General features: G+C 72.9%; 24 protein-coding genes and 2 pseudogenes. 13 read left to right on the forward strand and 13 right to left on the reverse strand.

All coding sequences use genetic code 11. The features are described from left to right. Nucleotides 1-97: 97 nt before the first annotated feature. A complete protein-coding gene (locus ACWGDE_RS18740) occupies nt 98-1,099 on the reverse strand; it encodes a helix-turn-helix transcriptional regulator (protein WP_453390104.1) in 1,002 nt (333 codons plus the stop codon). 118 nt (nt 1,100-1,217) lie between these two features. Beyond that, nucleotides 1,218-2,123, reverse strand: coding sequence for a helix-turn-helix domain-containing protein (locus tag ACWGDE_RS18745; protein WP_453390105.1), 906 nt, complete (start codon nt 2,121-2,123; stop codon nt 1,218-1,220). 290 nt (nt 2,124-2,413) lie between these two features. Here ACWGDE_RS18745 and ACWGDE_RS18750 point away from each other — a divergent pair, with 290 nt between their 5' ends. The 6 genes from ACWGDE_RS18750 to ACWGDE_RS18775 all read left to right on the forward strand — a co-directional run bounded on the left by ACWGDE_RS18750 (nt 2,414) and on the right by ACWGDE_RS18775 (nt 5,393). Continuing rightward, nucleotides 2,414-2,743, forward strand: coding sequence for a hypothetical protein (locus ACWGDE_RS18750; RefSeq protein WP_453390106.1), 330 nt, complete (start codon nt 2,414-2,416; stop codon nt 2,741-2,743). Then, nucleotides 2,740-3,534: a peptidoglycan-binding domain-containing protein gene (locus ACWGDE_RS18755; RefSeq protein WP_453390107.1), complete on the forward strand. Its 795-nt coding sequence runs from the start codon at nt 2,740-2,742 to the stop codon at nt 3,532-3,534. The genes ACWGDE_RS18750 and ACWGDE_RS18755 overlap by 4 nt, the downstream gene beginning before the upstream one ends. Before the next feature lie 113 nt (nt 3,535-3,647). Beyond that, nucleotides 3,648-4,166: a hypothetical protein gene (locus tag ACWGDE_RS18760; protein ID WP_453390108.1), complete on the forward strand. Its 519-nt coding sequence runs from the start codon at nt 3,648-3,650 to the stop codon at nt 4,164-4,166. A 22-nt stretch (nt 4,167-4,188) separates the two neighbouring features. Next, nucleotides 4,189-4,551 carry a hypothetical protein gene (locus tag ACWGDE_RS18765; protein WP_453390109.1) on the forward strand — a complete coding sequence of 121 codons (363 nt, stop codon included), beginning with the start codon at nt 4,189-4,191 and terminating at the stop codon, nt 4,549-4,551. Nucleotides 4,552-4,565: 14 nt separating this feature from the next. Then, nucleotides 4,566-4,940: a hypothetical protein gene (locus ACWGDE_RS18770; RefSeq protein WP_453390110.1), complete on the forward strand. Its 375-nt coding sequence runs from the start codon at nt 4,566-4,568 to the stop codon at nt 4,938-4,940. A gap of 48 nt (nt 4,941-4,988) precedes the next feature. Next, entirely contained in the window at nt 4,989-5,393 is a 405-nt protein-coding gene (locus tag ACWGDE_RS18775) for a hypothetical protein (protein WP_453390111.1), read from the forward strand. Between the two features lie 85 nt (nt 5,394-5,478). On the opposite strand, the gene ACWGDE_RS18780 is transcribed toward ACWGDE_RS18775, so the two are convergent. Continuing rightward, on the reverse strand, nt 5,479-6,924 hold the full coding sequence (locus ACWGDE_RS18780; protein ID WP_453390112.1) for an RNB domain-containing ribonuclease: 1,446 nt from the start codon (nt 6,922-6,924) through the stop codon (nt 5,479-5,481). Nucleotides 6,925-7,030: 106 nt separating this feature from the next. Here ACWGDE_RS18780 and yaaA point away from each other — a divergent pair, with 106 nt between their 5' ends. After that, nucleotides 7,031-7,831: a peroxide stress protein YaaA gene (gene yaaA / locus ACWGDE_RS18785; protein WP_453390113.1), complete on the forward strand. Its 801-nt coding sequence runs from the start codon at nt 7,031-7,033 to the stop codon at nt 7,829-7,831. A 75-nt stretch (nt 7,832-7,906) separates the two neighbouring features. Here the strand turns inward: yaaA and ACWGDE_RS18790 are convergent, their stop codons facing one another. After that, entirely contained in the window at nt 7,907-8,545 is a 639-nt protein-coding gene (locus tag ACWGDE_RS18790) for a MerR family transcriptional regulator (RefSeq protein WP_453390114.1), read from the reverse strand. A 111-nt stretch (nt 8,546-8,656) separates the two neighbouring features. Between ACWGDE_RS18790 and ACWGDE_RS18795 the strand changes: the two genes are divergently transcribed. Continuing rightward, entirely contained in the window at nt 8,657-9,673 is a 1,017-nt protein-coding gene (locus ACWGDE_RS18795) for a hypothetical protein (RefSeq protein ID WP_453390115.1), read from the forward strand. A 27-nt stretch (nt 9,674-9,700) separates the two neighbouring features. Here the strand turns inward: ACWGDE_RS18795 and ACWGDE_RS18800 are convergent, their stop codons facing one another. Next, the gene (locus ACWGDE_RS18800) at nt 9,701-10,450 is read right to left on the reverse strand and encodes a bifunctional DNA primase/polymerase (protein ID WP_453390116.1); all 750 of its coding nucleotides are present in this window, start codon (nt 10,448-10,450) and stop codon (nt 9,701-9,703) included. A gap of 225 nt (nt 10,451-10,675) precedes the next feature. Next, entirely contained in the window at nt 10,676-11,308 is a 633-nt protein-coding gene (locus tag ACWGDE_RS18805) for a TetR/AcrR family transcriptional regulator (protein ID WP_453390117.1), read from the reverse strand. Between ACWGDE_RS18805 and ddaH the strand changes: the two genes are divergently transcribed. Then, nucleotides 11,229-12,242 carry a dimethylargininase gene (gene ddaH, locus ACWGDE_RS18810; protein WP_453390118.1) on the forward strand — a complete coding sequence of 338 codons (1,014 nt, stop codon included), beginning with the start codon at nt 11,229-11,231 and terminating at the stop codon, nt 12,240-12,242. The genes ACWGDE_RS18805 and ddaH overlap by 80 nt on opposite strands. Nucleotides 12,243-12,314: 72 nt before the next feature. Here the strand turns inward: ddaH and ACWGDE_RS18815 are convergent, their stop codons facing one another. Together ACWGDE_RS18815 and ACWGDE_RS18820 are read right to left on the reverse strand one after the other, a co-directional pair. Next, a complete protein-coding gene (locus ACWGDE_RS18815) occupies nt 12,315-13,340 on the reverse strand; it encodes a small ribosomal subunit Rsm22 family protein (protein WP_453390119.1) in 1,026 nt (341 codons plus the stop codon). 59 nt (nt 13,341-13,399) lie between these two features. Continuing rightward, the gene (locus ACWGDE_RS18820; protein ID WP_453390120.1) at nt 13,400-14,707 is read right to left on the reverse strand and encodes a Bcr/CflA family multidrug efflux MFS transporter; all 1,308 of its coding nucleotides are present in this window, start codon (nt 14,705-14,707) and stop codon (nt 13,400-13,402) included. A 108-nt stretch (nt 14,708-14,815) separates the two neighbouring features. On the opposite strand from ACWGDE_RS18820, the gene ACWGDE_RS18825 reads away from it, so the two are divergent. The 3 genes from ACWGDE_RS18825 to ACWGDE_RS18835 are packed head-to-tail and all read left to right on the forward strand — an operon-like array spanning nt 14,816 to nt 17,104. After that, nucleotides 14,816-15,586, forward strand: coding sequence for an SDR family oxidoreductase (locus ACWGDE_RS18825; RefSeq protein ID WP_453390121.1), 771 nt, complete (start codon nt 14,816-14,818; stop codon nt 15,584-15,586). A 49-nt stretch (nt 15,587-15,635) separates the two neighbouring features. Then, nucleotides 15,636-16,505, forward strand: coding sequence for a PhzF family phenazine biosynthesis protein (locus tag ACWGDE_RS18830; protein ID WP_453390122.1), 870 nt, complete (start codon nt 15,636-15,638; stop codon nt 16,503-16,505). Continuing rightward, nucleotides 16,505-17,104 carry a GNAT family N-acetyltransferase gene (locus ACWGDE_RS18835; protein ID WP_453390123.1) on the forward strand — a complete coding sequence of 200 codons (600 nt, stop codon included), beginning with the start codon at nt 16,505-16,507 and terminating at the stop codon, nt 17,102-17,104. Before ACWGDE_RS18830 ends, ACWGDE_RS18835 begins: the two co-directional genes overlap by 1 nt. Nucleotides 17,105-17,119: 15 nt before the next feature. On the opposite strand, the gene efeU is transcribed toward ACWGDE_RS18835, so the two are convergent. The 5 genes and pseudogenes from efeU to ACWGDE_RS18860 all read right to left on the reverse strand — a co-directional run. Continuing rightward, complete coding sequence (gene efeU, locus ACWGDE_RS18840) at nt 17,120-17,965, reverse strand: iron uptake transporter permease EfeU (protein WP_453390124.1); 846 nt, start codon at nt 17,963-17,965, stop codon at nt 17,120-17,122. A 16-nt stretch (nt 17,966-17,981) separates the two neighbouring features. After that, nucleotides 17,982-19,274, reverse strand: a complete 1,293-nt coding sequence (gene efeB / locus ACWGDE_RS18845) for an iron uptake transporter deferrochelatase/peroxidase subunit (RefSeq protein WP_453390125.1) — start codon at nt 19,272-19,274, stop codon at nt 17,982-17,984. A gap of 35 nt (nt 19,275-19,309) precedes the next feature. Further along, nucleotides 19,310-20,449 carry an iron uptake system protein EfeO gene (gene efeO, locus ACWGDE_RS18850; RefSeq protein ID WP_453390126.1) on the reverse strand — a complete coding sequence of 380 codons (1,140 nt, stop codon included), beginning with the start codon at nt 20,447-20,449 and terminating at the stop codon, nt 19,310-19,312. Between the two features lie 260 nt (nt 20,450-20,709). Further along, nucleotides 20,710-20,865: pseudogene (locus ACWGDE_RS18855) on the reverse strand (hemin ABC transporter ATP-binding protein); the annotation flags it as partial. Nucleotides 20,866-20,883: 18 nt separating this feature from the next. Beyond that, a pseudogene (locus tag ACWGDE_RS18860) lies at nt 20,884-21,057 on the reverse strand (iron chelate uptake ABC transporter family permease subunit); the annotation flags it as partial. A gap of 113 nt (nt 21,058-21,170) precedes the next feature. On the opposite strand from ACWGDE_RS18860, the gene ACWGDE_RS18865 reads away from it, so the two are divergent. Next, the gene (locus ACWGDE_RS18865) at nt 21,171-21,830 is read left to right on the forward strand and encodes a PhzF family phenazine biosynthesis protein (protein WP_453390127.1); all 660 of its coding nucleotides are present in this window, start codon (nt 21,171-21,173) and stop codon (nt 21,828-21,830) included. Nucleotides 21,831-22,025: the final 195 nt, after the last annotated feature.

The raw sequence follows: 22,025 nt of genomic DNA on the forward strand, positions 1-22,025 counted from the left end.
CCGCACCCCCGTGACGGGCTGCCGCAGTGCTGCCCTTGTCCCCCTGCCCCCCTGCCCCCCTGGCTCCGTGCCGCTTCTGCCTCCGGTGGCGGTCCGGTCAGAGCCACCCGCGCTGGGCCGCGCGCAGGCCCGCCTCGAAGCGGCTGCGCGCGCCGAGCCGTTCCATCAGGGCCGCCATGGACCGGCGGACCGTGCTCAGCGAGACCCCCAGCTGGTGGCCGGCCGCCTCGTCGGTCATGCCCTGGCTCAGCAGCCGGAGCAATTCCCGCTCGGGCGGGGTCAGTCCGGTGCCCTCGTCGCGCGGCCGGTCGCAGCCCAGGGGCAGCGAGGCCTCCCAGACCTGCTCGAAGAGCGCGGTCAGCGCCGCGACCGCGCCGGGCAGGCGCAGGACGACGGCGCCCGCGCGGGTGTCGGCCGGGTTCAGCGGCACCAGGGCGTGGGCCCGGTCGACCAGGATCATGCGCAGCGGGAGCGTGGGAACGGTCCGTACGCCGCCGCCGTTGTCGGTGAGCCAGCGGGCGTAATCCAGGGTCGGCGGATTGCCGCGGACGCTGTCCAGACAGACCGTGCGGACGCCGACGCCGCGCGTCAATAACTGGCTGTCGTTCTCCCGGGCCGCCTCGATGGCGGCGGCGGACTGACCGCCGCCCGGCATGAACGTGCAGATCTCCGACTCGGCCTGGTCCGCGATGAGTTCGAGGCGGGCCTGGACGGCGTCGATGCCGATCAGCCGTTCGCCGCCGCCGTCCCCGGCCGGGCCGGTGGCCGGATTCGGCCCCTGGCGCAGGTCGGAGATCATCCGGGAGACCGTCTCGTGGCTCTCGGCGATCTCCCGCTGCCGCCGGTCGAGTTCCTCCTGGTGGCGGCGGAGCATCAGCTGCATCCCGAGCTCCGGGCTGACCGCCCGCCAGGTGCCGGGGACGGCCCGCGACCGGCGCAGCAACGAGGCCTCGGCGAGCTGGTCCAGGGCCTCCCGCACGTCGGTCTCGGTGCTCCCGAGGTGCGCGGCGATCTGCTCGATGCCCCAGCCCTCGGGGCGGGTGGCCATGAGGCGGTAGACGGCTTCGGTGGCCGGATCGAGCCCGAGTGTGGCGAACAAGATGATCCTCCGTGGGGGACGAGGAGCCGTGCGCCGAGCGTGACAAGCCGGTGCGTCCCTGTCTTGTCAAAATCGGCATGCGACCGCCACGGGCGGGCCGTACGCGGTTGCGCGGGGCTCAGCCCGACAGCAGCACGCTGCTGACTCGGCCCGGCATCCGGTCCAGTGCCGAGCCCGGTGCCAGGCCGCCCCGGAGGCGGACGAACCGGGACGGGGGCAGCCCGGTCATCGCCTTCACCTCGCGGCTCAGGTGTGCCTGGTCGTGGTAGCCGCACACCGCCGCCACCTGCGCGGCCGCCGTCCCCGCCGCCAGCAGCCCCAGCGCGTGCTGGAGCCGGAACACCCGGGCCACGGCCTTGGGGGACAGGCCCACCTGTTCGCGGAACCGCGCCCGCAGGGTGCGCGCGCTCCACCCGGTCCCGTCGCTCACCCGGGTCAGCGAGCGGCTGTCCGCCCACAGGCGGGAGAGCGCGCCGCGGAGTTCGGGCGCGGGCTCCGGGCCGCACTCCAGGCGTGCGCAGAACACCTCGTCCAGCAGGGCGAAGCGCTCCGTCCACGAGCCGAGCGCCTGGAGCCGTTCGGTCAGGAACCGGCCGCCGGGGCCGAGCACTTCCGCCAGGTCCACGTGGGCGTCCTCGAAGTGCCACATCGGGACGCCGAAGAGCCGGTAGCAGCCCAGCGGGCTCATGTTCACCTCCAGCCCGTGGACGACGCCCGCGTGCACCCCGATCGCCGGGACCGTGCGGGGGCCGCTGATCATGGCCCGGGAGGCGGGCCGCAGCAGGCCCTTGCCGAGTTCCTCCGTACGCGTCACCCACAGGCCTTCGGAGAAGGTGAAGACCAGCGTCACGTACCCCGTGGGCAGCTCCAGGCGCCGCCTCGGTGCGGTGAACTCGGTGTGGAACCCCGTGTAGTTGACGATGAGCGGCCGCAGTGGAGCGGCCGGACGCCGGCGGCGTGCCGAGCGGGCGTCCGGCCCGGGAGCGGCCTTCCCCTGTGCGTCGACGACGTCTGTGGACCCCATCCGCGGGCCCTCCCCCTGCTGTTGCGCGGCGGTCGTACCGCGCGGTCGGCCGATGATGGCAGGCCCCGGGGTGCGCTGGCCAGAGCAATCCGCGCCGTGACACCAAGCGTTCAGGACCACTTGCTCTCACCCGGAACACCTTCCGGGGGGTACCGCCCGGCGGCGATGCTTCTGCTGCGGCCGGGAACACCGGCCGAAAGCAAGACGAACCAGCCGAGACGGACCGGAAAGAAAGGGAGTGGCCCGCCATGTTCTTCGCCTTCTTCGGCCTCATCTGGGACTGACGCCCCTTGTACCTCGAGATGGCGGCGGTCGAACTGACGGCAAGTCCGCAGGCTCCGCGCCAACGCCTCGACCCGAACCTGCTCTCCGATGTGCTGTGGGCCTGCGCCGAACCGGACGACCGGACCCAGCACTTGACGGTGATGACCCGGGACGGACGGGCCGATCTGGTCCTCTACTTCCTCGCCGAATCCACCGAAGCGGCCCGCACGGCGGCGCTGCACGGGGTGCGGCGCGCCATCGCCACCTCCCCGATGCTGTCCGGCTGGACGGCGCGGGAGATCCCCCTCGACGCCACCTACCCCTTCGGCACGCCCGATTTGGAGACACCACCGTGAAAGGCAACGCAGTGAGCGCCGCCCCCGCCCCCGCCGCTCCCGCCACCCGCGCCACCCGCGCCGCGTCCCGGCTCCGGCTTCCCGCCGCGGCCGCCGCACTGCTCGGCGCCGCCCTGCTCGTCCCGGCACTGGGCACCACCCAGGCGCACGCCGTGGACTCGGTGCGCTGGGAGCAGACGAACCTGGCCGGCCTCGGATACCTCGCCTCCAGCGGTGTCGACGGAGTCGACGGCCCCGGCACCCGGGCCGCGCTCAAGGAGTTCCAGCAGGACAACGGCCTCGCCGAGGACGGCGCTTACGGGGACCGCAGCGAGCTCGCCCTGCACCGGCAGGTCGAGGCGGTCCAGCGCAAGGCCGGAGTCGCCGCGGACGGCCTGTACGGCGACGGCACCAAGTCGGCGGTCAAGCGCTGGCAGAGCGCGCACGGGCAGGGCGCCGACGGGATAGCCGGCCCGGCCACGATGTCGGACATGGGCGTCCCGCGCACCCTCTACCAGGTCGCACAGAGCCAGTTCGCCGCGCACGGCTGGTCCGTGTCCGCGCAGTTCGGCTGCCTGAAGAGCCTGTGGATCGGCGAGAGCGACTGGAAGGTGTACGCCACCAACCCCAGCAGCGGGGCGTACGGGATCCCGCAGTCGCTGCCCGGCAACAAGATGGCCGTCAGCGGCGGGGACTGGGCCAACAACCCGGTCACCCAGATCAAGTGGGGCCTGAAGTACATCGACGAGCGGTACGGCACCCCGTGCAAGGCCTACGACACCTGGAAGGCCCGTTCGCCGCACTGGTACTAGGACCGGCCCGCCCCCCGCCGACCCACGCCCGCACCACCCCCCTCGACGCAATCCATCCGGGCACCCCTGTGCCCACACCCACCCGCTTTATCACGACAAGGAAGGACACCACCATGCGCACCAACCTGCGCCGCGCCACCCTCACCGCCGGAACCATCGCCGCCGCGGTCGTCATGGCCCTGCCCACCAACGCCTTCGCCGTCTCCAAGCTCTCCCAGTCCGCCGCGGCCTCCGCCCTCGGCGCCGTCGGGATCACGCACTCCTCCAGCGGCGGCTGCACCACCCGCTCGAACAGCACCTGCACCTCGTACGAGCAGATCAACCAGGCCACGGTCGACGGGCTGAAGACCCTCAAGAGCGCCAGCGGCTGCGCGATCAACGTCACCGGCGGCACCGAGGTCGGCCACGCGTCGGGCACCTACAGCCACTACAACGGCTACAAGGCGGACATCAACCCGACCACCTGCATCACGAACTACATCAAGAACAGCTTCACGAAGATCTCCACCCGCAGCGACGGTGCGGAGCGCTGGCGCTCCTCGGCGGGCAACGTCTACGCCCGCGAGAGCAACCACTTCGACATCACCTACTGCGGCGGTTCCTCCGCCTGCACCAGCGCCGCCAGCGCCTGATCACCGGAAGGAACGGAACCTCATGAAGCTCTCCTCGCACAAGAAGCTGTCCGTCGTGCTCGGCGCCCTGGCCATCGCCGGAGCCGGCCTGGTCGTCGCCCCGGCGGCGCAGGCCGACGGACTGGGCTGCGGCGACAACGCCGTCTGCTTCTACAAGGGCTACTCGACCTGGACCGGCGAGTTCCACGACGTCACCTCCGGCTACCAGACGCTCGTCGGCAGCAAGGGCGCCGACAAGGCCTGGAGCACCCGCCACAGCGGCGGCACGCTCCTGCACTTCACCAACGGCCGGACCCTCTGCCTCAAGGCGGGCCAGCTCAACGAGGGCCTCAAGAGCATCGGGACCGTCGACAAGGTGCGCCTGACCTCCTCCGCCAACTGCTGAGCGGGAAGGGCGACATGAAGAACATCCGGCGCGGACCGCGGGCCCTGGTGGCCGCCGCGCTCCTGGCGGGGGCCGCCGCGGCCCTCGCCGGGCCGGCGGCGGCCGCGCCCGCCACGACCGCGGCCACCGACTGCGGGTACCCGTACGTCTGCTTCTACATCGGCGAGAGCGAGGCCGGCCGCTTCAAGGACGTCACGTCCGGCTGGCAGACCCTCACCCGCAGCCGCGGGGCCGAGTACGCGGACAACCACCGCAACGACGACGGGGCCCTCCTGCACTTCACCGACGGGCACACGTACTGCCTGCGGCCCGGAGGGCACGCCCTCCTGGGGCCCATGGGCACCGTCGACAAGCTCCGCATCACCGACTCGCCGACCTGCCAGGTCTGACTCCGTTCCACCCCCCACCCCTCCACGCACAGGAAGAAGCCCACGACCATGCGGATCCTCCACGGCACGAAGAGCAAGGTCCTCGTCACCGGCGCCGCCCTGGCCGGCGCGCTCGCCCTCGCCTCCGGACCGGCGTACGCGTCCTCCTCGAACGTCTCCGGTCAGGTCGGCGGCAGCTACACGTACTACGGCACCGGCCGCACGGTCACGGTGAACGGCTCCAACGTGTACCTCCAGGTCAGCAACACGCCGGGCGTGGCCATGAAGGTCATGTGGTACAAGTGCGACAACCGCTCCGTGCACGGCTCGGGCGTGGAGGTCGGGGACGGGCGGCGCCACCTGATCGGCTCCAACTTCAAGTCGGGCACGGTCTTCTGCCTGGCCGCCGCCGCCGACCTCAGCGAGGTCAGGCTCGGCTGGAGCGGCACCCTCAGCTGGAACGTCACCTCCTGATCGCGAACGGCTCGACGCGCACGCGGCCGGTCCACCCGCACCAGCGGGGGACCGGCCGCGCCGTCGTGCGTCGAGCCGAGACCGCTCAGACCGGGGCGAAGAGCACCTTCGAGGTCCCCGGGTCCGCTTGCGTCAGCCGGACCCTGATCCGGTCGCCCAGCGGCAGGCTCCCGCCGGCCGGGGCCTCGACGCGGCCGACCACCGCCGGGTCCTCCAGGTGGACCGTGCCGACCAGCGGCTCCCGTTCCTTGACGTCGATGACCGTCGCCTCGTAGGTCTCCCCGACGTGGTCCTTGAGCAGCGCCGCCTCCACCAGGTCCACGGCCTCCCGCTCCGCCGAGTTGGCCAGCCGGGTGCCGTCCGCCATCTCCTTCGGCAGCGCGTCCAGCGCCTCCAGCGCCCACCGAGGGGGTTCGGCCCCCGCGGCCGCCGCCACGCACAGCTCGCCCGTGTACCGGTCGACGAGCCGGCGCAGCGGGGCGGTGCAGTGCGTGTACGGGGCCGCGACCGCCGCGTGCAGGAGGGGGTCCGGTTCCGCGCCGCCGGTGAAGACCGTGTAGCCGGCGCCCCGCAGCAGGGACGTGCACTCCTGCAGGAACGCCGCGTGGGCGGGGACGTGCGGATCGAGGGAGCGCACGAGCTCCGCGTACGGGACGTGGTGCGGCCACTCGATGCGCAGGGCCTTCGCCGCCCGGCGCAGCCGCCCGACCGCCCCGTCGGGAGCGCTGGGCAGGGTGCGCAGGATGCCGGTCCCCGCGGCGAGCATCAGCCCGGCGGCGGCCATGCCCGTCATCAGGGAGATCTGCGCGTTCCAGCCGTCGGCCGGCAGCGGCGCCCGGTAGACCAGGCTGTACGAGCCCTCGTGCTCCACGATCTCCTGCTCGGGCACGTTCAGCGAGATCCCGCCGCGCTCCACTTCCAGCGCCTCGCGCAGCCGGCCGATGTCCGCGAGCAGCGCCAGCGGCTCCTCGGCGGTGCCGCCGTCGATGGCCTTCTGGACCCCGTCGTAGTCGAGCTTGGCCCGGCTGCGCACCAGCGCGCGGCGGACGTCGGTCTTCTCGACGCGCCCCTCCGCGTCCAGGTCGAGCCGCCACAGCAGGGCCGGGCAGGTCTGGTCGGGCAGCAGGCTGGCCGCGCCCTCCGAGAGCACGGCCGGGTGCAGCGGGACCTTCTCGTCGGGGAAGTAGAGGGTGGTGACCCGCCGGTGCGCCTCGGCGTCCAGCGCGCCGCCGGGGGTGACGTAGGCGGCGACGTCGGCGATGGCGTAGTGCACCCGGTAGCCGCCGGAGGAACGCTTCGCCAGGTGCATGGCCTGGTCCAGGTCGCGCGAGGTCGGCGGATCGATGGTGAAGAGGGGGATGTCGGTGGCATCGAGGTCCGGCAGCCGCGGATCGGCGACCGCCCGCTCGGCCTCGGCGAGTACGGGCGCCGGGAACTCCCGGGGCACCTCCAGCTTCGTCCGCAGTTCACGCAGCGCGGCCCGCAGAGCAGCCCCGTCTGCGCCGGTCATGATCATGTGACGGCGTGGCATGTGCCGAGCCTATGGCCGGTGGGCCCGGGCGGCACGGCGAGCCGTCTACCCTGGGCGGGGGCCGCACCCCCGCCGCTGTGCCATGCCCGTCCGAAGGAGAACCACCGTGCTCGTGCTGCTGCCGCCGTCCGAAGGAAAGGCCGCCGGCGGCTCCGGCGCACCGCTGGAGCCGCAGTCGCTGTCCCTGCCGGGGCTGCGCGATGCGCGTGCGGCCGTGCTGGAGGAGCTGGTCGAACTGTGTGCGGGCGACGAGCTGAAGGCGCGCGAGGTCCTGGGCCTGAGCGAGGGCCTGCGCGGCGAGGTGGCCAAGAACGTGGAGCTGCGGTCCGCGGTGGCCCGGCCGGCGGGTGAGATCTACACCGGTGTCCTGTACGACGCGCTGGGCCTGGCGACCCTGCCCCCGGCGGCGGCCGCCCTCGCCGCCGAATCCCTGCTGGTCTTCTCCGGCCTGTGGGGAGCGGTCCGGGTCACGGACCGCATCCCCTCCTACCGGTGCTCGATGGGCGTGAAGCTGCCGGGGCTGGGGGCACTGGGCGCGTTCTGGCGCGAACCGATGGCCGCGGTGATGCCGGAGGCCGCGGGCGAGGGCCTGGTGCTGGACCTGCGCTCCTCGGCCTACGCCTCGGCGTGGAAGCCGAAGGGCGAGGTGGCGGGGCGTACGGCCACGGTGCGGGTGCTGCACTCGCAGATGGTGGACGGCGTGGAGAAGCGGTCCGTGGTGAGCCACTTCAACAAGGCCACCAAGGGCCGCCTGGTCCGCGACCTGCTGACGGCGGGCGCGGTTCCCGCCTCCCCGTCCGAGCTGGTCACGGCCCTGCGCGACCTGGGCTTCACGGTGGAGGCCGAGACCCCGGCGAAGCCGGCCAAGGCCTGGTCCCTCGACGTGGTCGTGACCCAGATCCACTGACCCGCTGACCCGCTGACCCGCTGACCCGCTGATCCGCATTTCGCCCGGGCCGTTCGCCGGCCCGGGCGGACGCGGTCAGTCCTGGCGCGGGTCTCCGTACAGGCGGTAGGAAGCGTCCTGCTGCGCCAGCCTGCGCAGTGCCGCGAACATCGTGTCGCCCAGGACCGTGCCGACCGCCGCCGATTCGACCAGGTCCTCCCGGGCCACCTCGCGGGTCGTGTAGTCCAGGTCCGCGCGGGCCACCAGTTCGGCGGCCTCCGCGTACGCGTCGAGGACCTCCGCGAAGGCGCCGTGGCCGGCCCGCTCCAGCGCGGCCAGCGCGGCGGCCAGCGCCTCGCCCGCCGGGGAGCGCGCGCCCGCGTGCCAGCCGCGCCGCTCGACGATCCCGGCCACCTTCGCCCGCGCGAGCTCGGTCTCGGCGTCGGGCTCCCCGCCGTGCCCGGGCACCAGCGCGTCCGACACCGAGGCGAGCATCTTGTGGACCGAGCGCTCCTTGTCGTCGATGGCGCGCAGGACCTCGCCGATGGCCGCGAGGGGGAGCTTGCCCACCTCCAGGAGTCCGCGGATCAACCGCAGCCGGCGCTCGTGCGCCTCGTCGTAACGCGCCTGGTTGGGGCTGCTGAGCAGGCCGGGCGGGAGCAGTCCCTCCCGTACGTAGTACTTGATCGTCGGTACCGGTACCCCGGTCCGTGCGCTCAGCTCTCCGATGCGCATGCTCGCGTCCGTCCGTTCCTGGGTCCCTTGCGTGTGCCGCACCCATCATAGATAGTGGCACTACCGGATAGCGGAGAGTGCCGCTATCCATTCTTCTCTGGGGGTGGAGAGATGCAGTTCGTGTTCCCGCGTACCTGGCACCGACCGCTGGTGGTGTTCGCCGCCGCGATGGTCTTATGGGCGGCCGGCTCCGCCGTCGGTCTCCTCGTCGACGACCGGACCCTGCTGGGCGTCCCGATCTGGATCAAACCCTTCAAGTTCGCCGTCTCGTTCATCGGTTACACGCTGAGCCTGGCCTGGATGATCTCGCTGCTGGAACGGGCCCGGCCCCGGCTGGCCCGGCCCGCGTGGTGGGCGGGCACGGTGGTGGGGGTCGCCGGTGGTGTGGAGATGGTGCTCATCACGTGGCAGGCGTTCCGGGGCCGGCAGAGCCACTTCAACCGCGCCACCCCCTTCGACGCCCAGCTGTTCAACGCCATGGCCGTGTTCGTCGTGATCCTGTGGCTGGCCGCGCTGGTGATCGCCGTACTGCTGTTCCGGGCGAAGATCGCCGACCGGGCGACGACCTGGTCGATCCGGATCGCCGCGGTCCTCGCGCTGGTCGGTGCCGGGCTCGGGTTCCTGATGACCCGGCCCACGGAAGCGCAGCTCGCGGCCGGTGACGACAACGCCCCGATCCAGGGCGGGCACGCGGTGGGGGTGCCCGACGGAGGCCCCGGCATGCCGCTCACCGGCTGGTCCACCACCGGAGGCGACCTGCGGATCCCGCACTTCGTGGGGATGCACGCGCTCCAGCTGCTGCCGCTGTTCCTCCTGGTCCTGGCCGCCCTCGCGACGCGGTTCGCCGCGCTGCGCGAGGAGCGGGTCCGCCTGCGCCTGGTCCTGGTGGGCGGCGCGGTGTACGGGGCGGTACTGGCCCTGCTGACCTGGCAGGCGCTGCGCGGCCAGCCGCTCACCTCACCGGACGGGACGACGCTGGCCGCGGCCGCCGCGATCCTGGCGGCCGGCGGAGCGGGAACCCTGCTCGCCCTGCGGCTCGGCCGGGGGGCCGGCGCGCACGAGGGCGCCGAACCGGTCCTCCTCGGTTCCGCGCCGCGAGCCCGTCAGGAGTCGAAGGAGACGGTGTAGGCGCGGAACCGGGGGAGGGGGCAGGCCCTAGCGGCCCAGGGGCCAGGCCACCGTCGCCGGGGTCTGGTCCGCGGCGCCCGCGTACGTCGCGCACGCGTCCGTGAGGGTTTCGAGCAGCGTGAGCGGGTCCGGGAGCGGGTGCTCCATGCCCCGCAGCCAGCTCACCGCCAGGTCGCCGGGCAGGGTGGCCGGCGGAACCAGCACGTAGCTGCCGCGGCAGTGCCAGCGCAGCCCGGGGTGTTCGTCCATCGTCTCGGGGTGGCAGTCCAGTTCGCAGGGCCACCACTCGTCCTCGTCCTCGGGCGTACCGCGGGTCGCCGTGAAGAAGAGCATCCGGGCCTGGTCGCCCGTGCCGCCCGACTCCGCGACGGGGCCGACGTCCACGCCCGCCGCCAGCAGGCGCTCCAGCGCGCTGCGGCCGGCCTCGAGGGGGACGTCCAGTACGTCGTGGACCATGCCGGTCGCGGTGATGAAGTTGGCCGCGGGCTGGTTGCGCGCCCAGCGCTCGATCTGTGCGCGGTCGGTGGTCGACTGGGTCTGCCAGGCGAAGGAGAGCGGGTGCCGTGCGGGCGTCGGACAGCCGATCCGGTCGCACGAACACCGGTAGCCCGCGGGATGCGCGGCGGGGGAGATCGGCAGACCGGCCGCGGCGACGGCCAGCAGCAGGGCCTCGCGTTCTCGTGCGGGATCCTCGGCGTCGGGTTTCGGCTTGCGGCGCAGCCACTGGGAAATCCTGCTCTGCTCGCCGCGTTTGACGCGGCCCGACTCAGACCCCATCTATCCCCTCACCTACACCGTTACCCCGGCAGACCCTCACATGGTCCCACCATCCCGGTCACCAAGTGACCGCACCCCCCGGACCGGGACTCCCACATAACCACAGAATTCGGCCATATGTTCTCGGCCACCGAACGGCCATGACTTTTCCCACCCCTTGCCGACCCGGTTCCGGACCGGATCCGCCCTGGTCCGGGCCCCGGGCGGGTCGGGTCCTGGCCCCGATCACGCTCCCGGGCCGACCCCGCCCAGCACCGAGTCCACGAGGGCGTCCGTATATGCGTGCGTGAGCGGCGCCGTGCGCATCAGCCACCGGTACGTCAGCGGCCCCACCAGCATCTCCACGATCAGCCGCAGGTCCGCGTCCGGCGGGAGCTGGCCGGCCTCGCGGGCCGCCCGCAACCGCTGCTCGTACAGCGCGAGCTGGGGTTCCAGCAGTTCCTCGGTGAAGCGGGCGCCGAGCTCGGGGTCGGTGGCGCCGGCCGCGGTCAGGGCCCGCGCGGGGGCCTCGTACCTCTCGTCGTTGAACTCGTCCACCGTCGCCCGCAGTACGGACTTCAGGTCGGCGGCCAGGTCCCCGGTGTCGGGGAAGCCGCTCCAGCCGGAGCCTGCCTCGGCGTCCCCGGCCAGCGCCATCGAGGCGTCCAGCAGCACCGCCGCCTTCGAGGGCCACCAGCGGTAGATGGTCTGCTTGCCGACCCCCGCGCGGGCGGCGATGGCCTCGATGGTCAGCTTGTTGTAGCCGACCTCTCCGACCAGGGCGAGCGCGGCGTCGAGGATGGCCCGCCGGGAGCGGTCGCTGCGGCGCGTGGCGTCGGGGAGCCGGGGGGAGGGGCTGGGCTGCGGACTGGCGCTCATCTCGGCAACTTATCAACCCGGCACCGCACGTCTTTCAGCCGTTCCGGAAACCACCCGATCAGTTCACTGCGCCGTCTCCCTTGAGGAGAGACGATTCTCTCCTCATCACCGTGAGGAGCCCTCGTTGCGTAGAGACGCCACACCCCGGCGCTACCTGATGTGCCCGCCCACGCACTTCAAGGTCACGTACTCCATCAACCCGTGGATGGATCCCGCGAAACCGGTGGACCTGCCGCTCGCGCAGGCCCAGTGGGAGGACCTGCGGGACCGCTACCTGGCACTCGGCCACACCGTCGAGACCCTCGTCCCCGACCGCGCGCTGCCCGACATGGTCTTCGCGGCCAACGGCGCCCTCGTCGTGGACGGCCGCGTGCTGGGCGCGCGGTTCGCCTATCCGGAGCGGGCCCCGGAGGCGGAGATCCACCTGGACTGGTTCCGGGCCAACGGCTTCCAGGACGTCCACGACCCGTCCCACGTCAACGAGGGCGAGGGCGACTTCGCCGTCACCGCGACCTACATCCTGGCCGGCCGGGGCTTCCGCTCCAGCCCGCTCTCGCACGACGAGGCCCAGGAGTTCTTCGGCCGGCCGGTCATCGGCCTGGACCTGGTCGACCCGCGCTTCTACCACCTGGACACGGCGCTGTGCGTGCTCGACGGCGACGAGATCATGTACTACCCGCCCGCCTTCTCCGCGGGCAGCCGGGCGGTACTGCGGCGGCTCTTCCCGGACGCGCTGATCGCGGAGGACCGGGACGCCGAGGCGCTGGGGCTCAACGCCGTGTCGGACGGCCGGCACGTGCTGCTCCCGCAGGCCGCCACCGGACTCCTCGACCCCCTGCGGGCGCGGGGCTTCGAGCCGGTCCCGATGGACCTGGGGGAGCTGCTCAAGGGCGGCGGCAGCGTGAAGTGCTGCACCCAGGAGCTCAGGGCCTAGGCGCGGGCGCGGGCACGGCCGCTGCCGCGGCTCCGTCACCGGCCGCGGCCCGCTCCGGGCCGCGTACCCGATTCAGGACTCCTGCGAAGGCGGCCAGGCCTGGCCCCAATCGGCGTCGCGCGCCGCCTTGTAGAGGTCGCCGTGGCGCTTGGTCACGTTGACCCGGGTCAGGCCGGTCCCTTCGCCGTCCTGGGGCCCGCACAGTTCCAGCTGGACCAGCCCCTTGCGGATCTGCGGCCTCCGCGTGATCCGCGAGGCGGCCGGCTCCACCGGGAAACGGGTCGCGGCGACGTAGCTGAACTTCTCGTCCTCGTACGGGAGCGAGCCGCCCTTGACCTGCCGGTGCAGGGAGGAGCGGCTGACCCGCGCCGAGAAGTGGCACCAGTCCTTCCCGACCTCGATCGGGCAGGTCCCGTCGTGCGGGCAGGGCGCGGCGACCCGCAGTCCGGCCTCGATCAGCTGGTCGCGGGTCTCGCGGATGCGCAGGTAGCCCTCCGGGGTGCCGGGCTCGATCACCACGACGGCCTGGCCGGCCCGCGCGGCCTCGGCGACGACCGCCCGGCGGGACTCCGGAGTCAGTTCGCCCAGGACGTACGACACCGTCACGAGGTCCGCCTCCGGGACGGTCATCCCGGCGCCGATGACCGCCCGCCGCCACTCGGCGGCGCGCAGCACCGGCGAGGTGGAGGCCGCCGCCAGCTCCTTGCCCAGCACCAGGGCCGGGTCGGCCCAGTCCAGCACCGTGGTCGTGCGCGGGCCGTCCCAGATGGCGTCCACGGCCCAGGCCGCGGCGCCGGTGCCGCCGCCGACGTCCACGTGCGAGGCCGGGGACCAGTGCGGCGCGGCTTCGGCGAGGCCGTCGAGGGCGGAGCGTACGGCCTCGAAGGTGGCGGGCATCCGGTACGCCGCGTACGCCGCCACGTCCGAGCGGTCCCGGAGGATCGGGGTGTTGGTCGGGGTCTGCCCGCGGTAGTTGGCGATCAGCCGTTCCACCGCGGCCGTGGCCTGCTTCTGGGTGAGCCCTTCGAGCAGCCCGCCGAGCGCTGCGCGCAGGGTTTCGGCGGTGGTGGGCACGGAGGCGGGGGCGGTGTCGTTCACCCGCGAAGTTTACGGCGCGGCGCGGGGGGCCGGTGGCCCAGCCCCCGGACCCCCGCGCCTCAATCGCCGGCGGGGCTGGATTGGCCCTGCGGTCGCCAGGGGCGGCACAGGGCCAGGAAGCAGGCGACTGCCAGGAGGGAGCACGTCAGCTGGACCAGGGCCATCGGGACCGCGGTGTCCTCGCCGGCGATTCCGACCAGCGGCGAGGCGACGGCGCCGACCAGGAAGGAGGAGGTGCCCAGCAGCGCGGAGGCCGAGCCGGCCGCGTGCGGGGCCCGCATCAGGGCCTGCGCGTTGGTGTTGGGCAGGACTGTGCCCATCGCGGACATCAGGACGAAGAGGCCCGCGCAGACGGGGAAGAGCCCGACCTCGCCGAAGACCCCGGCCGACATGAGCAGCAGGGCCACCGAGGCGGCGGTGATGATCGCGAGCCCGGCCGCGAGGACCTTGTCCAGGCTGACCCGGCCCACCAGCAGCTTGCCGTTGACCTGGCCGACCGCGATCAGGCCGACGGAGTTCACGCCGAACAGCAGGCTGAAGGTCTGGGGCGAAGCACCGTAGATCTCCTGCACCACGAAGGGCGAGGCGGATATGTAGGAGAAGAGCACCGCGAAGGAGAAGCCGCCGGCCAGTGTGTAGCCGGTGAACACGCGGTCGGCGAAGAGCCCGCGCATGGTCGACAGCGCGGCGCCGACCCCGCCGGTCTGGCGGCGTTCGGGCGGCAGCGTCTCGTCGAGCTTCCGCCAGACGGTGAGGGTGAGGACGGCGCCGATGACGGTCAGGACGACGAAGACGCCCCGCCAGTCGGCGAAGCGCAGCACCTGGCCGCCGACGAGCGGGGCGATGATCGGGGCCACACCGGATATGAGCATCAGGGTGGAGAAGAACCGGGCCATCTCGACCCCGTCGTACAGGTCGCGGACGACGGCCCGCGCGATGACGATCGCGGCCGCGCCGGCCAGGCCCTGGAGCAGGCGGAAGCCGATCAGCAGCTCGGCGGTGGGGGCGAAGGCGCAGGTGGCGGTGGCCAGGACGTAGACGACCATGCCGATGAGCAGGGGCCTGCGGCGGCCCCACTTGTCGCTCATCGGGCCGATGACCAGCTGGCCGAGCGCCATGCCGGCGAGGCAGGCGGTGAGGGTGAGCTGGATGGTGGAGGCGGGGCTGTTCAGGGCATTGGTCACCGCCGGCAGGGCCGGCAGGTACATGTCCATGGACAGCGGCGGGAGCGCGGTGAGCCCGCCGAGGATGAAGGTGACGAGCAGCCCGGTCCTGCGGGCGGCCGTCAGGGGGGCGGTGCTGGTGGGGGAGGGGTTCGTGGGCGACGAGTCCCTTGAGGGCGCGGTCGCGGGGCCTCTCTCCGGCATGCGGAAACTCCAGTCCTGTCATCATTTCTTCGCACCCCTGCCGACCCATGCTCTCAGCAATCGGAACGTCCCGGGACCGATGCCGCATGTGACGTAACCTGCGGCCCCATGAACGCACGTGTACAGAAGATCGCCGTCGTGACCGGAGCCGGCTCGGGAATCGGCCGCTCCGTGGCCCTCGCCCTCGCCGCCGCCGGATGGTCGGTGGCCGTGGCCGGCCGCCGCCTCGAACCGCTGCAGGAGACCGCCCGGGCGGCCGAGGCCGCGGACAAGGACGCCGACGTGCTGTGCGTGCGCGCCGACGTGAGCGATCCGCAGGACGTGGCCGCACTGTTCCGGACCGTGCGCGAGCGCTACGGGCGGCTCGACCTGCTCTTCAACAACGCGGGCACCTTCGGCCCGGGCGGCGTCCCGCTGGAGGACATCACCTACGAGGCCTGGCGCTCGGTGGTCGACGTCAACCTCACCGGGGCGTTCCTCTGCGCGCAGGCGGCCTTCCGGGTGATGAAGGCCCAGGACCCGCAGGGCGGCCGCATCATCAACAACGGGTCGATCTCGGCGCACGTGCCGCGTCCGAACTCGATCGCCTACACCGCGACCAAGCACGCCATGACCGGCCTGACGAAGTCGCTGTCGCTGGACGGGCGCCCGTACCGGATCGCCTGCGGCCAGATCGACATCGGCAACGCGGCCACCGAGATGACCGAGCGGATGCAGACCGGGATCATGCAGGCCAACGGGGAGCTCGCCGTGGAGCCGGTGATGGACGCCGCGGACGTGGCGCGGACCGTGCTGCACATGGCGGAGCTGCCGCTGGGGGCGAACGTCCAGTTCGCGACGGTGATGGCGACCGCGATGCCGTACATCGGACGCGGCTGACCGCTCCGGGACCGGGAATGATCTCCGGGGAACCGGAGTTGAGCCGATCATGACGACTGAAGTACTGCGCTACACCGCCTTCTCCGCCGACCCCGAAGGCGGCAACCCCGCCGGTGTCGTACTCGACGCGGCCGGCCTCGACGCGGCCGCCATGCTGGAGATCGCCGCCGGACTGGGCTACAGCGAGACGGCCTTCCTCACCGCCCCGCCCGAGGGCCTGGGCGGCGCGGAAGGCCGGGCGTTCTCCGTGCGCTACTTCAGCCCGAAGGCGGAGGTCCCCTTCTGCGGGCACGCCACCGTGGCCACCGCCGTCGCGCTGGGCGAGCGGATCGGCCCCGGTGAGCTGCTCTTCGCGACCGGCGTGGGCACGGTGCCGGTGTCGGTGACCCGCGAGGCGGGAGACGGGGCCGGCCTGCGGGCCGTCCTGACCAGCGTCGAGCCGCACACCGAGTCCATCGACCCGGCCGACCTCGCCGAGGCGCTGGCCGCCCTCGACTGGCGCGCCGACGACCTGGACCCGGAGTTCCCGGCGCGGATCGCCTTCGCCGGAGCCCGTCACCTGGTGCTCGGCGCCGCCACCCGGGCCCGGCTCGCGGACCTCGCGTACGACTTCGACCGGCTGGAGGCGCTGATGCTGCGCCTCGACCTCACCACCGTGCAGCTCGTCCACCGGGCGGGTCCGGCGGAGTTCCACGTACGCGACCCCTTCCCCGTCGGCGGCGTCGTCGAGGACCCGGCTACCGGCGCGGCGGCGGCCGCCTTCGGGGCGTACGCGCGCGAGCTCGGCCTGGTCCCGGCCGACTCCGTCCTCACCCTCCACCAGGGCGAGGACATGGGCCGCCCCGGCGTGCTGACGGTGGAGCTGCGCTCCGGCGACACCCGGGTCCGGGTGGGCGGCACGGGCACCCGGATCCCGTAATGCGCACCGAGGAGTACGGTTCCCTGCCCGCCGGGCTCGCCGCGCAGGTGGCGGCCCTGGAGGAGCGGGCGTGGCCGGGGGCGGCCGCCGGGCACGATCCGGCGCTCGCCCCGCGCTGGGTGCTGCTGCTCGACGGGGACGGGCGGGTCGCCGCCTCGCTGGCGCTGCTGTACAAGACGGTCGAGCTCGCGGACGGGCGCGCGTACCGCGCGGCCGGGCTGAGCGGCGTGGTCACGCGGGAGGACGTACGGGGCCGCGGGTACGGGTCCCGGCTGGTGGCGGCGGCCCGCGCCTCGCTCGCCGCCGATCCGGCGGTGGACCTCGCGCTGTTCAGCTGCGACCGGGAGCTGGTCGCGTTCTACGGGGCCGCCGGCTTCGAGGCCCTCCCCGGCACGGTCCTGGTCGGCGGCACCCCCGAGGACCCCCTGGCCACGGACGCCCCGGCCTTCGACAAGACCGTGCTCGCGGCGTTCTTCGAGGGCGCCGCCTCCGAGGAAGAAGGCCCCGCGAACGACGAAGGCCGCGCGGACGAGGTCCGCGCGGCCTTCACCGGCATCCGTGTCCCGCTGTACCCCGGGACGGTCGACCGCCTCTGGTGAGCCGGCCGCGGTGGGTCAGGAGTTGCTGGGCTCCGGCTTCTTCGGCTCCACCGGGGTCCGCTTGACCAGCGACGGGGCCAGGAACAGCACCAGCACCGGGATCAGGTACAGCGCCCAGACCACGACCTGCAGCACGGTCGGGTCCGGCTGGAAGTTGAAGGTGCCCTTCAGCAGGGTCCCGTACCAGCTGTCCGGCGGGATGGTCTCGCTGATGTCGAAGGCCTTGTTCGCCAGCCCCGGCAGGAAGTCCGCCTCCTGGAGGTCGTGCACGCCGTACGCGAGCACGCCCGCGGCGACCACGACCAGCATGCCGCCGGTCCAGGTGAAGAACTTCGACAGGTTGATCTTCAGCGCGCCCCGGTAGAACAGCCAGCCCAGCAGGATCGACGAGCCGATGCCGAGCAGTACGCCGATCAGCGGGCCGGCGCCCTCACCGGCCGCGTGCACCGAACGCCACACGAACAGCGAGGTCTCCAGGCCCTCCCGGCCGACGGCCAGGAACGCCGTCGCCACCAGGGCTCCGGTGCCCATCGCGAGCGCCGCGTCGAGCTTGCCCTGGAGCTCGGCCTTCAGGTGCCGCGCGGTGCGCTTCATCCAGAAGACCATCCAGGTGACCAGGCCGACCGCCACGATCGACAGGGTGCCGCCGATGGCCTCCTGCGCCTTGAAGGTCAGTTCCTGCGTGCCGAACTCGAGCCCGGCGCCGAAGGCCAGCGCCACCGCGGCGGCCAGACCGACGCCCAGCCACAGCGGCCCCAGCTTGTCCTTGTTCCCGGTCTTCACCAGGTACGCGATGAGGATGCAGACGACGAGGCTGGCTTCCAGCCCCTCGCGCAGCCCGATCAGGTAGTTGCTGAACACTTCGGTTCTCCGTCCCCTACGCGAACAGCGTCCGGCCCCACCAGTCGTCCTTGTCGCGGACGCCCGGCGGGACGGCGAAGACGGCCGAACCCACGTGCTGGATGTATTCGTTGAGGACGTCGGACTTCGCCAGCTTCCGCTGGATCGGTACGAAGCCCTTGCGGACGTCGCGCTGGTAGGCGAGGAAGAACAGACCCGCGTCGAGGCGGCCCAGTCCGTCCGTGCCGTCCGTGAAGGAGTAGCCGCGGCGCAGGATCGTCGCGCCGTCGTTGCTGTCCGGGTGGGCGAGACGGACGTGCGCCTCGGGCTTCATCGCCTTCAGGAACGGCTCGTCGCGCTCCTTGGACTTGCCGACGGGGGCACCCTCGCCCTTGTCGCGGCCGAAGATGTCCTCCTGCTCGCCGAGCGGAGTGCGGTCCCAGGTCTCGATGTTCATCCGGATGCGCCGGGCGACGAGGTACGAGCCGCCGGTCAGCCAGTCGCTGCCGTCGCCCGCGCCGACCCACACGTGCTTCTCCAGGGCGGCCTTGTCGGTGCCCGCGATGTTCCGGGTGCCGTCCTTGAAGCCCATCATGTTGCGCGGGGTCTGCTCGTCCGGGGTCGTCGACGAGGTCTTGCCGAAGCCGAGCTGCGACCAGCGCACCACGACCTTGCCGAAGCCGATGCGGGCGAGCTGACGGATGGCGTGCACCGCCACCTGCGGGTCGTCGGCGCAGGCCTGGACGCACAGGTCGCCGCCGGAGCGGGCCGCGTCGAGGTTGTCGCCGGGGAAGAGCTCCAGGTCGATCAGGGCGTCGGGGCGCTTGCCCTCCAGCCCGAAGCGGCCCTTGGCGAACAGACCGGGACCGAAACCGATGGTCAGGGTGAGGCGGGAGGCCTTCAGGCCCAGCGCCTCGCCCGTGTCGTCCGGCGGGGCCTCCGGGAGGCCGCCGTAGCCGCCCTCGCCGACCGGCTGACCGGCCGTCATCAGACGGGCCGCCTCGGTCCAGTCCTTGAGGAGCTTGATCAGCTCGGCGCGGTCCTTCGTCTTCACGTCGAAGGCCGCGAAGTGCAGCCGGTCCTGGACGGCGCTGGCGATACCGGCCTGGTGCTCGCCGTGGAACGGCACGGCCGCCCCGGCGGAGGCCGCCGAGACCATGTCCGAGCCCGAGGTGAGGGCCATGGCGGTGCCGCCGGCCGCGGCGGCGCCGAGCGCCAGGCCCGCACCGCCCCAGCCGAGTACGGCACGGCGCGAGGGCGCGCCCTTGACCTGCTCCGGCGCCGGGTCCTGGCCCTGACCGGGTTCCTGTTCGGACACTGACTCGCTCATTTCTGGATCTCCCGCCTGCTCAGCCGTTCCCGGAACTACTTCGCGACCGCTGCGGCCAGCTTCGACAGCGGCTCGGCCAGCGCGTTGACACCGTCGGAGAGCTCCTTGCGCTCGGCCTCGCCGACCTTGTCGTACGAGGTGAACTCGTACGCGGCCTTGTTCGGGCGGTACTTCTCCAGCAGGTTGGTCATCGCGGCGAACTGCTTGTCCAGCTCGGCGGTGAGCGCGGGGTCCGTCTTCGAGGTGATCGGCTTGAGCAGCTCGTACGCCTTCTCCGCGCCCTCGACGTTGGCCTTGAAGTCGACCAGGTCGGTGTGGCTGTAGCGCTCTTCCTCACCCGTCACCTTGCCGGTGGCGACCTCGTCGAGGAGCTCCTTGGCGCCGTTGGCCATCGAGGTGGGGGTGATCTCCGCCTCGCCGACCTTCTTCTGCCAGTCGGTGAGGTCCGCGATCAGGGTGTCGGCGAGCTTCTTGTCCGAGTCGTCGATCTTGTTGCCCTCGAAGAGGGACTTCTCCAGCTTGTGCCAGCCGGTCCACTCCTGGCCGGCCTCCAGGCCGTCCTCGCGGACGTCGACCTTCGGGTCGATGTCGCCGAAGGACTCGGCGACCGGCTCGGTGCGCTCCCAGCCGATGCGCGAGGGGGCGTACGCCTTCTTCGCGGCCTCGACGTCGCCGGCCTTGACCGCGTCCACGAAGGCCTGGGCCTTGGGGAGGGTCTCGTCGGCCTGCTCCTTCACGTACTTGCGGTACGCGGCGACGGCCGCATCGGCCTCGGGGCTGCGCTTCTCGGTGCCGCCCGCGCCGGTGGCCTTGACCTGCTGGCGGATGCCGTCACCCTTCATGCCGGGCTTGCAGGCGATCTCGTAGTCGCCCGCCTTGAGCTCGGCGGTGATGGTGGCCTGGGTGCCGGGGCCGATGTTCTCGCGCTCGGCGACGATGCGGTCGTCCGGGAACAGGACGTAGAGCTCGGTGACCTTCTCGCCCTTGTTCACGACCTCGAACTGCACCTTGCCCGCGGGGAACTCCTTCGTCGCGACCTCGCAGGAGGTGTCCGTGGCCTTCACGCGGATCACGCCGTCGCCGGACGCGTCACTCTTCTCGGAGCAGCCGGTGACCGCGGTGAGGGCGGCCACGACGGCGGCCGCGGTGACGAAGGTGAGGCGGGCGGGACGCATAGGGAGCTCCTGGCAGTCTGGCGTTCGGCAGACGACCGCCCCGATCAGGTGGGTACGGCCGGTGAGGCGGACCTAACTTAACCGAGGCTTACCTGACCTATACCCGTGCGTCCAGTGATTCAGCCCACACCTTTCGGCGCCGGACACGCCGCCGTCACGGGCACCCCACGGATACCCCAAGGAGGGGTCAAGCAGAGGTCAAGCCGAAGCGACCGTTCCGTACCGCGGAACGATCTCCTCCGGGGCCCTCGGCCCGGTGTCCGTCCGGTGCCCGCCCAGGGGGCGCGTCCCATCCGTACGACGTCCTCCACCGGAAAAGGAAAGGACAGTGCAGCCGATTGGGGGAGCACCGCCCGGCGCAGGGCCGGCTCGGGGGTCGACCAGTCGCCCACCGGGCGCCCGTCGATCCGGACCGCCCGCCCGGCCCCGGGCGCGCCGCGCTTGCGGCGGGTGCGGCGCAGCAGCCAGAAGAAGAAAGGACTGCCGAGCAGGGCGGTCGGCACGCCGAGCGGCAGCTCGGCGGGCTGGGCGAGGGTCCGCGCGGCCAGGTCCCCGGCGACCAGCGCCACGGCTCCGGCGAGCGCGCTGCCGGGCGCCAGGAACAGTCCGGCCGGCGCGCTGCTCGGCGCCTCCGGCGCCATCGTCGCCGCCGGTGCGGGTGCGGTGCACATCGCGCGCAGGCGGCGTACGTCCGAGAAGTGAGACGTGCTTGAATTCCGGCGTGAACGATCTGGACGTACTGAGGGTCTTCTGCGCCGGTGACGGCAGCCACGGCAACCTGCTCGGCGTCGTGCGCGACGGCCGGACCTGCCCCGACGACGTGTCCCGGCAGGCGCTGGCCGCCGAACTGGGCTACAGCGAGACGGTGTTCGTCGACGACCCCGAGCGCGGGGTCGTCGACATCCGCACCCCCGGCACCCGGATGTCCTTCGCGGGGCACCCGCTGGTCGGGGTCGCGTGGCTGCTCGACATCGAGGAGCTCCAGCCCCCGGCGGGCGCCGTATGGGCGCGCGACGACGGGGAGTTCACCTGGATCACCGCCCGCCCGGAGTGGGTGGAGGGCAAGCGCACCGAGCAGTACGCCAGCGTCGCCGAGGTCGACGCGCTGCCCGCGCCGCCGCCGGGCGAGGGCTGGCTGTACGCCTGGGCCTGGGAGGACGAGACCGCGGGCCGCATCCGGGCCCGAGGCTTCCCGCGCCGCCCCGACGGGGCGATCACCGAGGACGAGGCCACCGGCTCGGCGGCGATCCTGCTGACGGCCGAGCTGAACCGGGCCCTGAACATCACCCAGGGCGCGGGCTCCCAGATCCTGACCGCCCCCGGCCCGGACGGCACGGTGGAGATCGGCGGCCGGGTCCGCTTCGCCCCGGACCCCGCCTGACGGCGGGCGCCCCGGCCGAGCCGCGGTTCGCGGCGGGCCCGGCCAGGCCCCGGCGCTCGCAGGCGCGCCCCGGGCGGCCGCAGGCCGCCGGTCACCCGGGGAAAGCCCGGAAGGGGGGGGGGCCGGGGGGGCCCCCCCCGCACCGCGCGGCGCGGCGCCGCCGCGGCGGGGAGCGCGGGGAGCGGGGCCTCAACA

Source organism: Streptomyces sp. NPDC054956 (assembly GCF_053609185.1).

Coding starts and splice junctions, on each gene's coding strand:
- ACWGDE_RS18780 (WP_453390112.1), bottom strand. CDS start 6,924: ATGCCACGCCGTCACATGATCATGACCGGCGCAGACGGGGCTGCTCTG.
- ACWGDE_RS18835 (WP_453390123.1), top strand. CDS start 16,505: ATGCGCACCGAGGAGTACGGTTCCCTGCCCGCCGGGCTCGCCGCGCAG.
- ACWGDE_RS18805 (WP_453390117.1), bottom strand. CDS start 11,308: ATGAGCGCCAGTCCGCAGCCCAGCCCCTCCCCCCGGCTCCCCGACGCC.
- ddaH (WP_453390118.1), top strand. CDS start 11,229: ATGGCCCGCCGGGAGCGGTCGCTGCGGCGCGTGGCGTCGGGGAGCCGG.
- efeB (WP_453390125.1), bottom strand. CDS start 19,274: ATGAGCGAGTCAGTGTCCGAACAGGAACCCGGTCAGGGCCAGGACCCG.
- ACWGDE_RS18795 (WP_453390115.1), top strand. CDS start 8,657: ATGCAGTTCGTGTTCCCGCGTACCTGGCACCGACCGCTGGTGGTGTTC.
- ACWGDE_RS18760 (WP_453390108.1), top strand. CDS start 3,648: ATGCGCACCAACCTGCGCCGCGCCACCCTCACCGCCGGAACCATCGCC.
- ACWGDE_RS18830 (WP_453390122.1), top strand. CDS start 15,636: ATGACGACTGAAGTACTGCGCTACACCGCCTTCTCCGCCGACCCCGAA.
- ACWGDE_RS18800 (WP_453390116.1), bottom strand. CDS start 10,450: ATGGGGTCTGAGTCGGGCCGCGTCAAACGCGGCGAGCAGAGCAGGATT.
- ACWGDE_RS18825 (WP_453390121.1), top strand. CDS start 14,816: ATGAACGCACGTGTACAGAAGATCGCCGTCGTGACCGGAGCCGGCTCG.
- ACWGDE_RS18790 (WP_453390114.1), bottom strand. CDS start 8,545: ATGCGCATCGGAGAGCTGAGCGCACGGACCGGGGTACCGGTACCGACG.
- efeO (WP_453390126.1), bottom strand. CDS start 20,449: ATGCGTCCCGCCCGCCTCACCTTCGTCACCGCGGCCGCCGTCGTGGCC.
- ACWGDE_RS18770 (WP_453390110.1), top strand. CDS start 4,566: ATGAAGAACATCCGGCGCGGACCGCGGGCCCTGGTGGCCGCCGCGCTC.
- ACWGDE_RS18765 (WP_453390109.1), top strand. CDS start 4,189: ATGAAGCTCTCCTCGCACAAGAAGCTGTCCGTCGTGCTCGGCGCCCTG.
- ACWGDE_RS18820 (WP_453390120.1), bottom strand. CDS start 14,707: ATGCCGGAGAGAGGCCCCGCGACCGCGCCCTCAAGGGACTCGTCGCCC.
- ACWGDE_RS18745 (WP_453390105.1), bottom strand. CDS start 2,123: ATGGGGTCCACAGACGTCGTCGACGCACAGGGGAAGGCCGCTCCCGGG.
- ACWGDE_RS18775 (WP_453390111.1), top strand. CDS start 4,989: ATGCGGATCCTCCACGGCACGAAGAGCAAGGTCCTCGTCACCGGCGCC.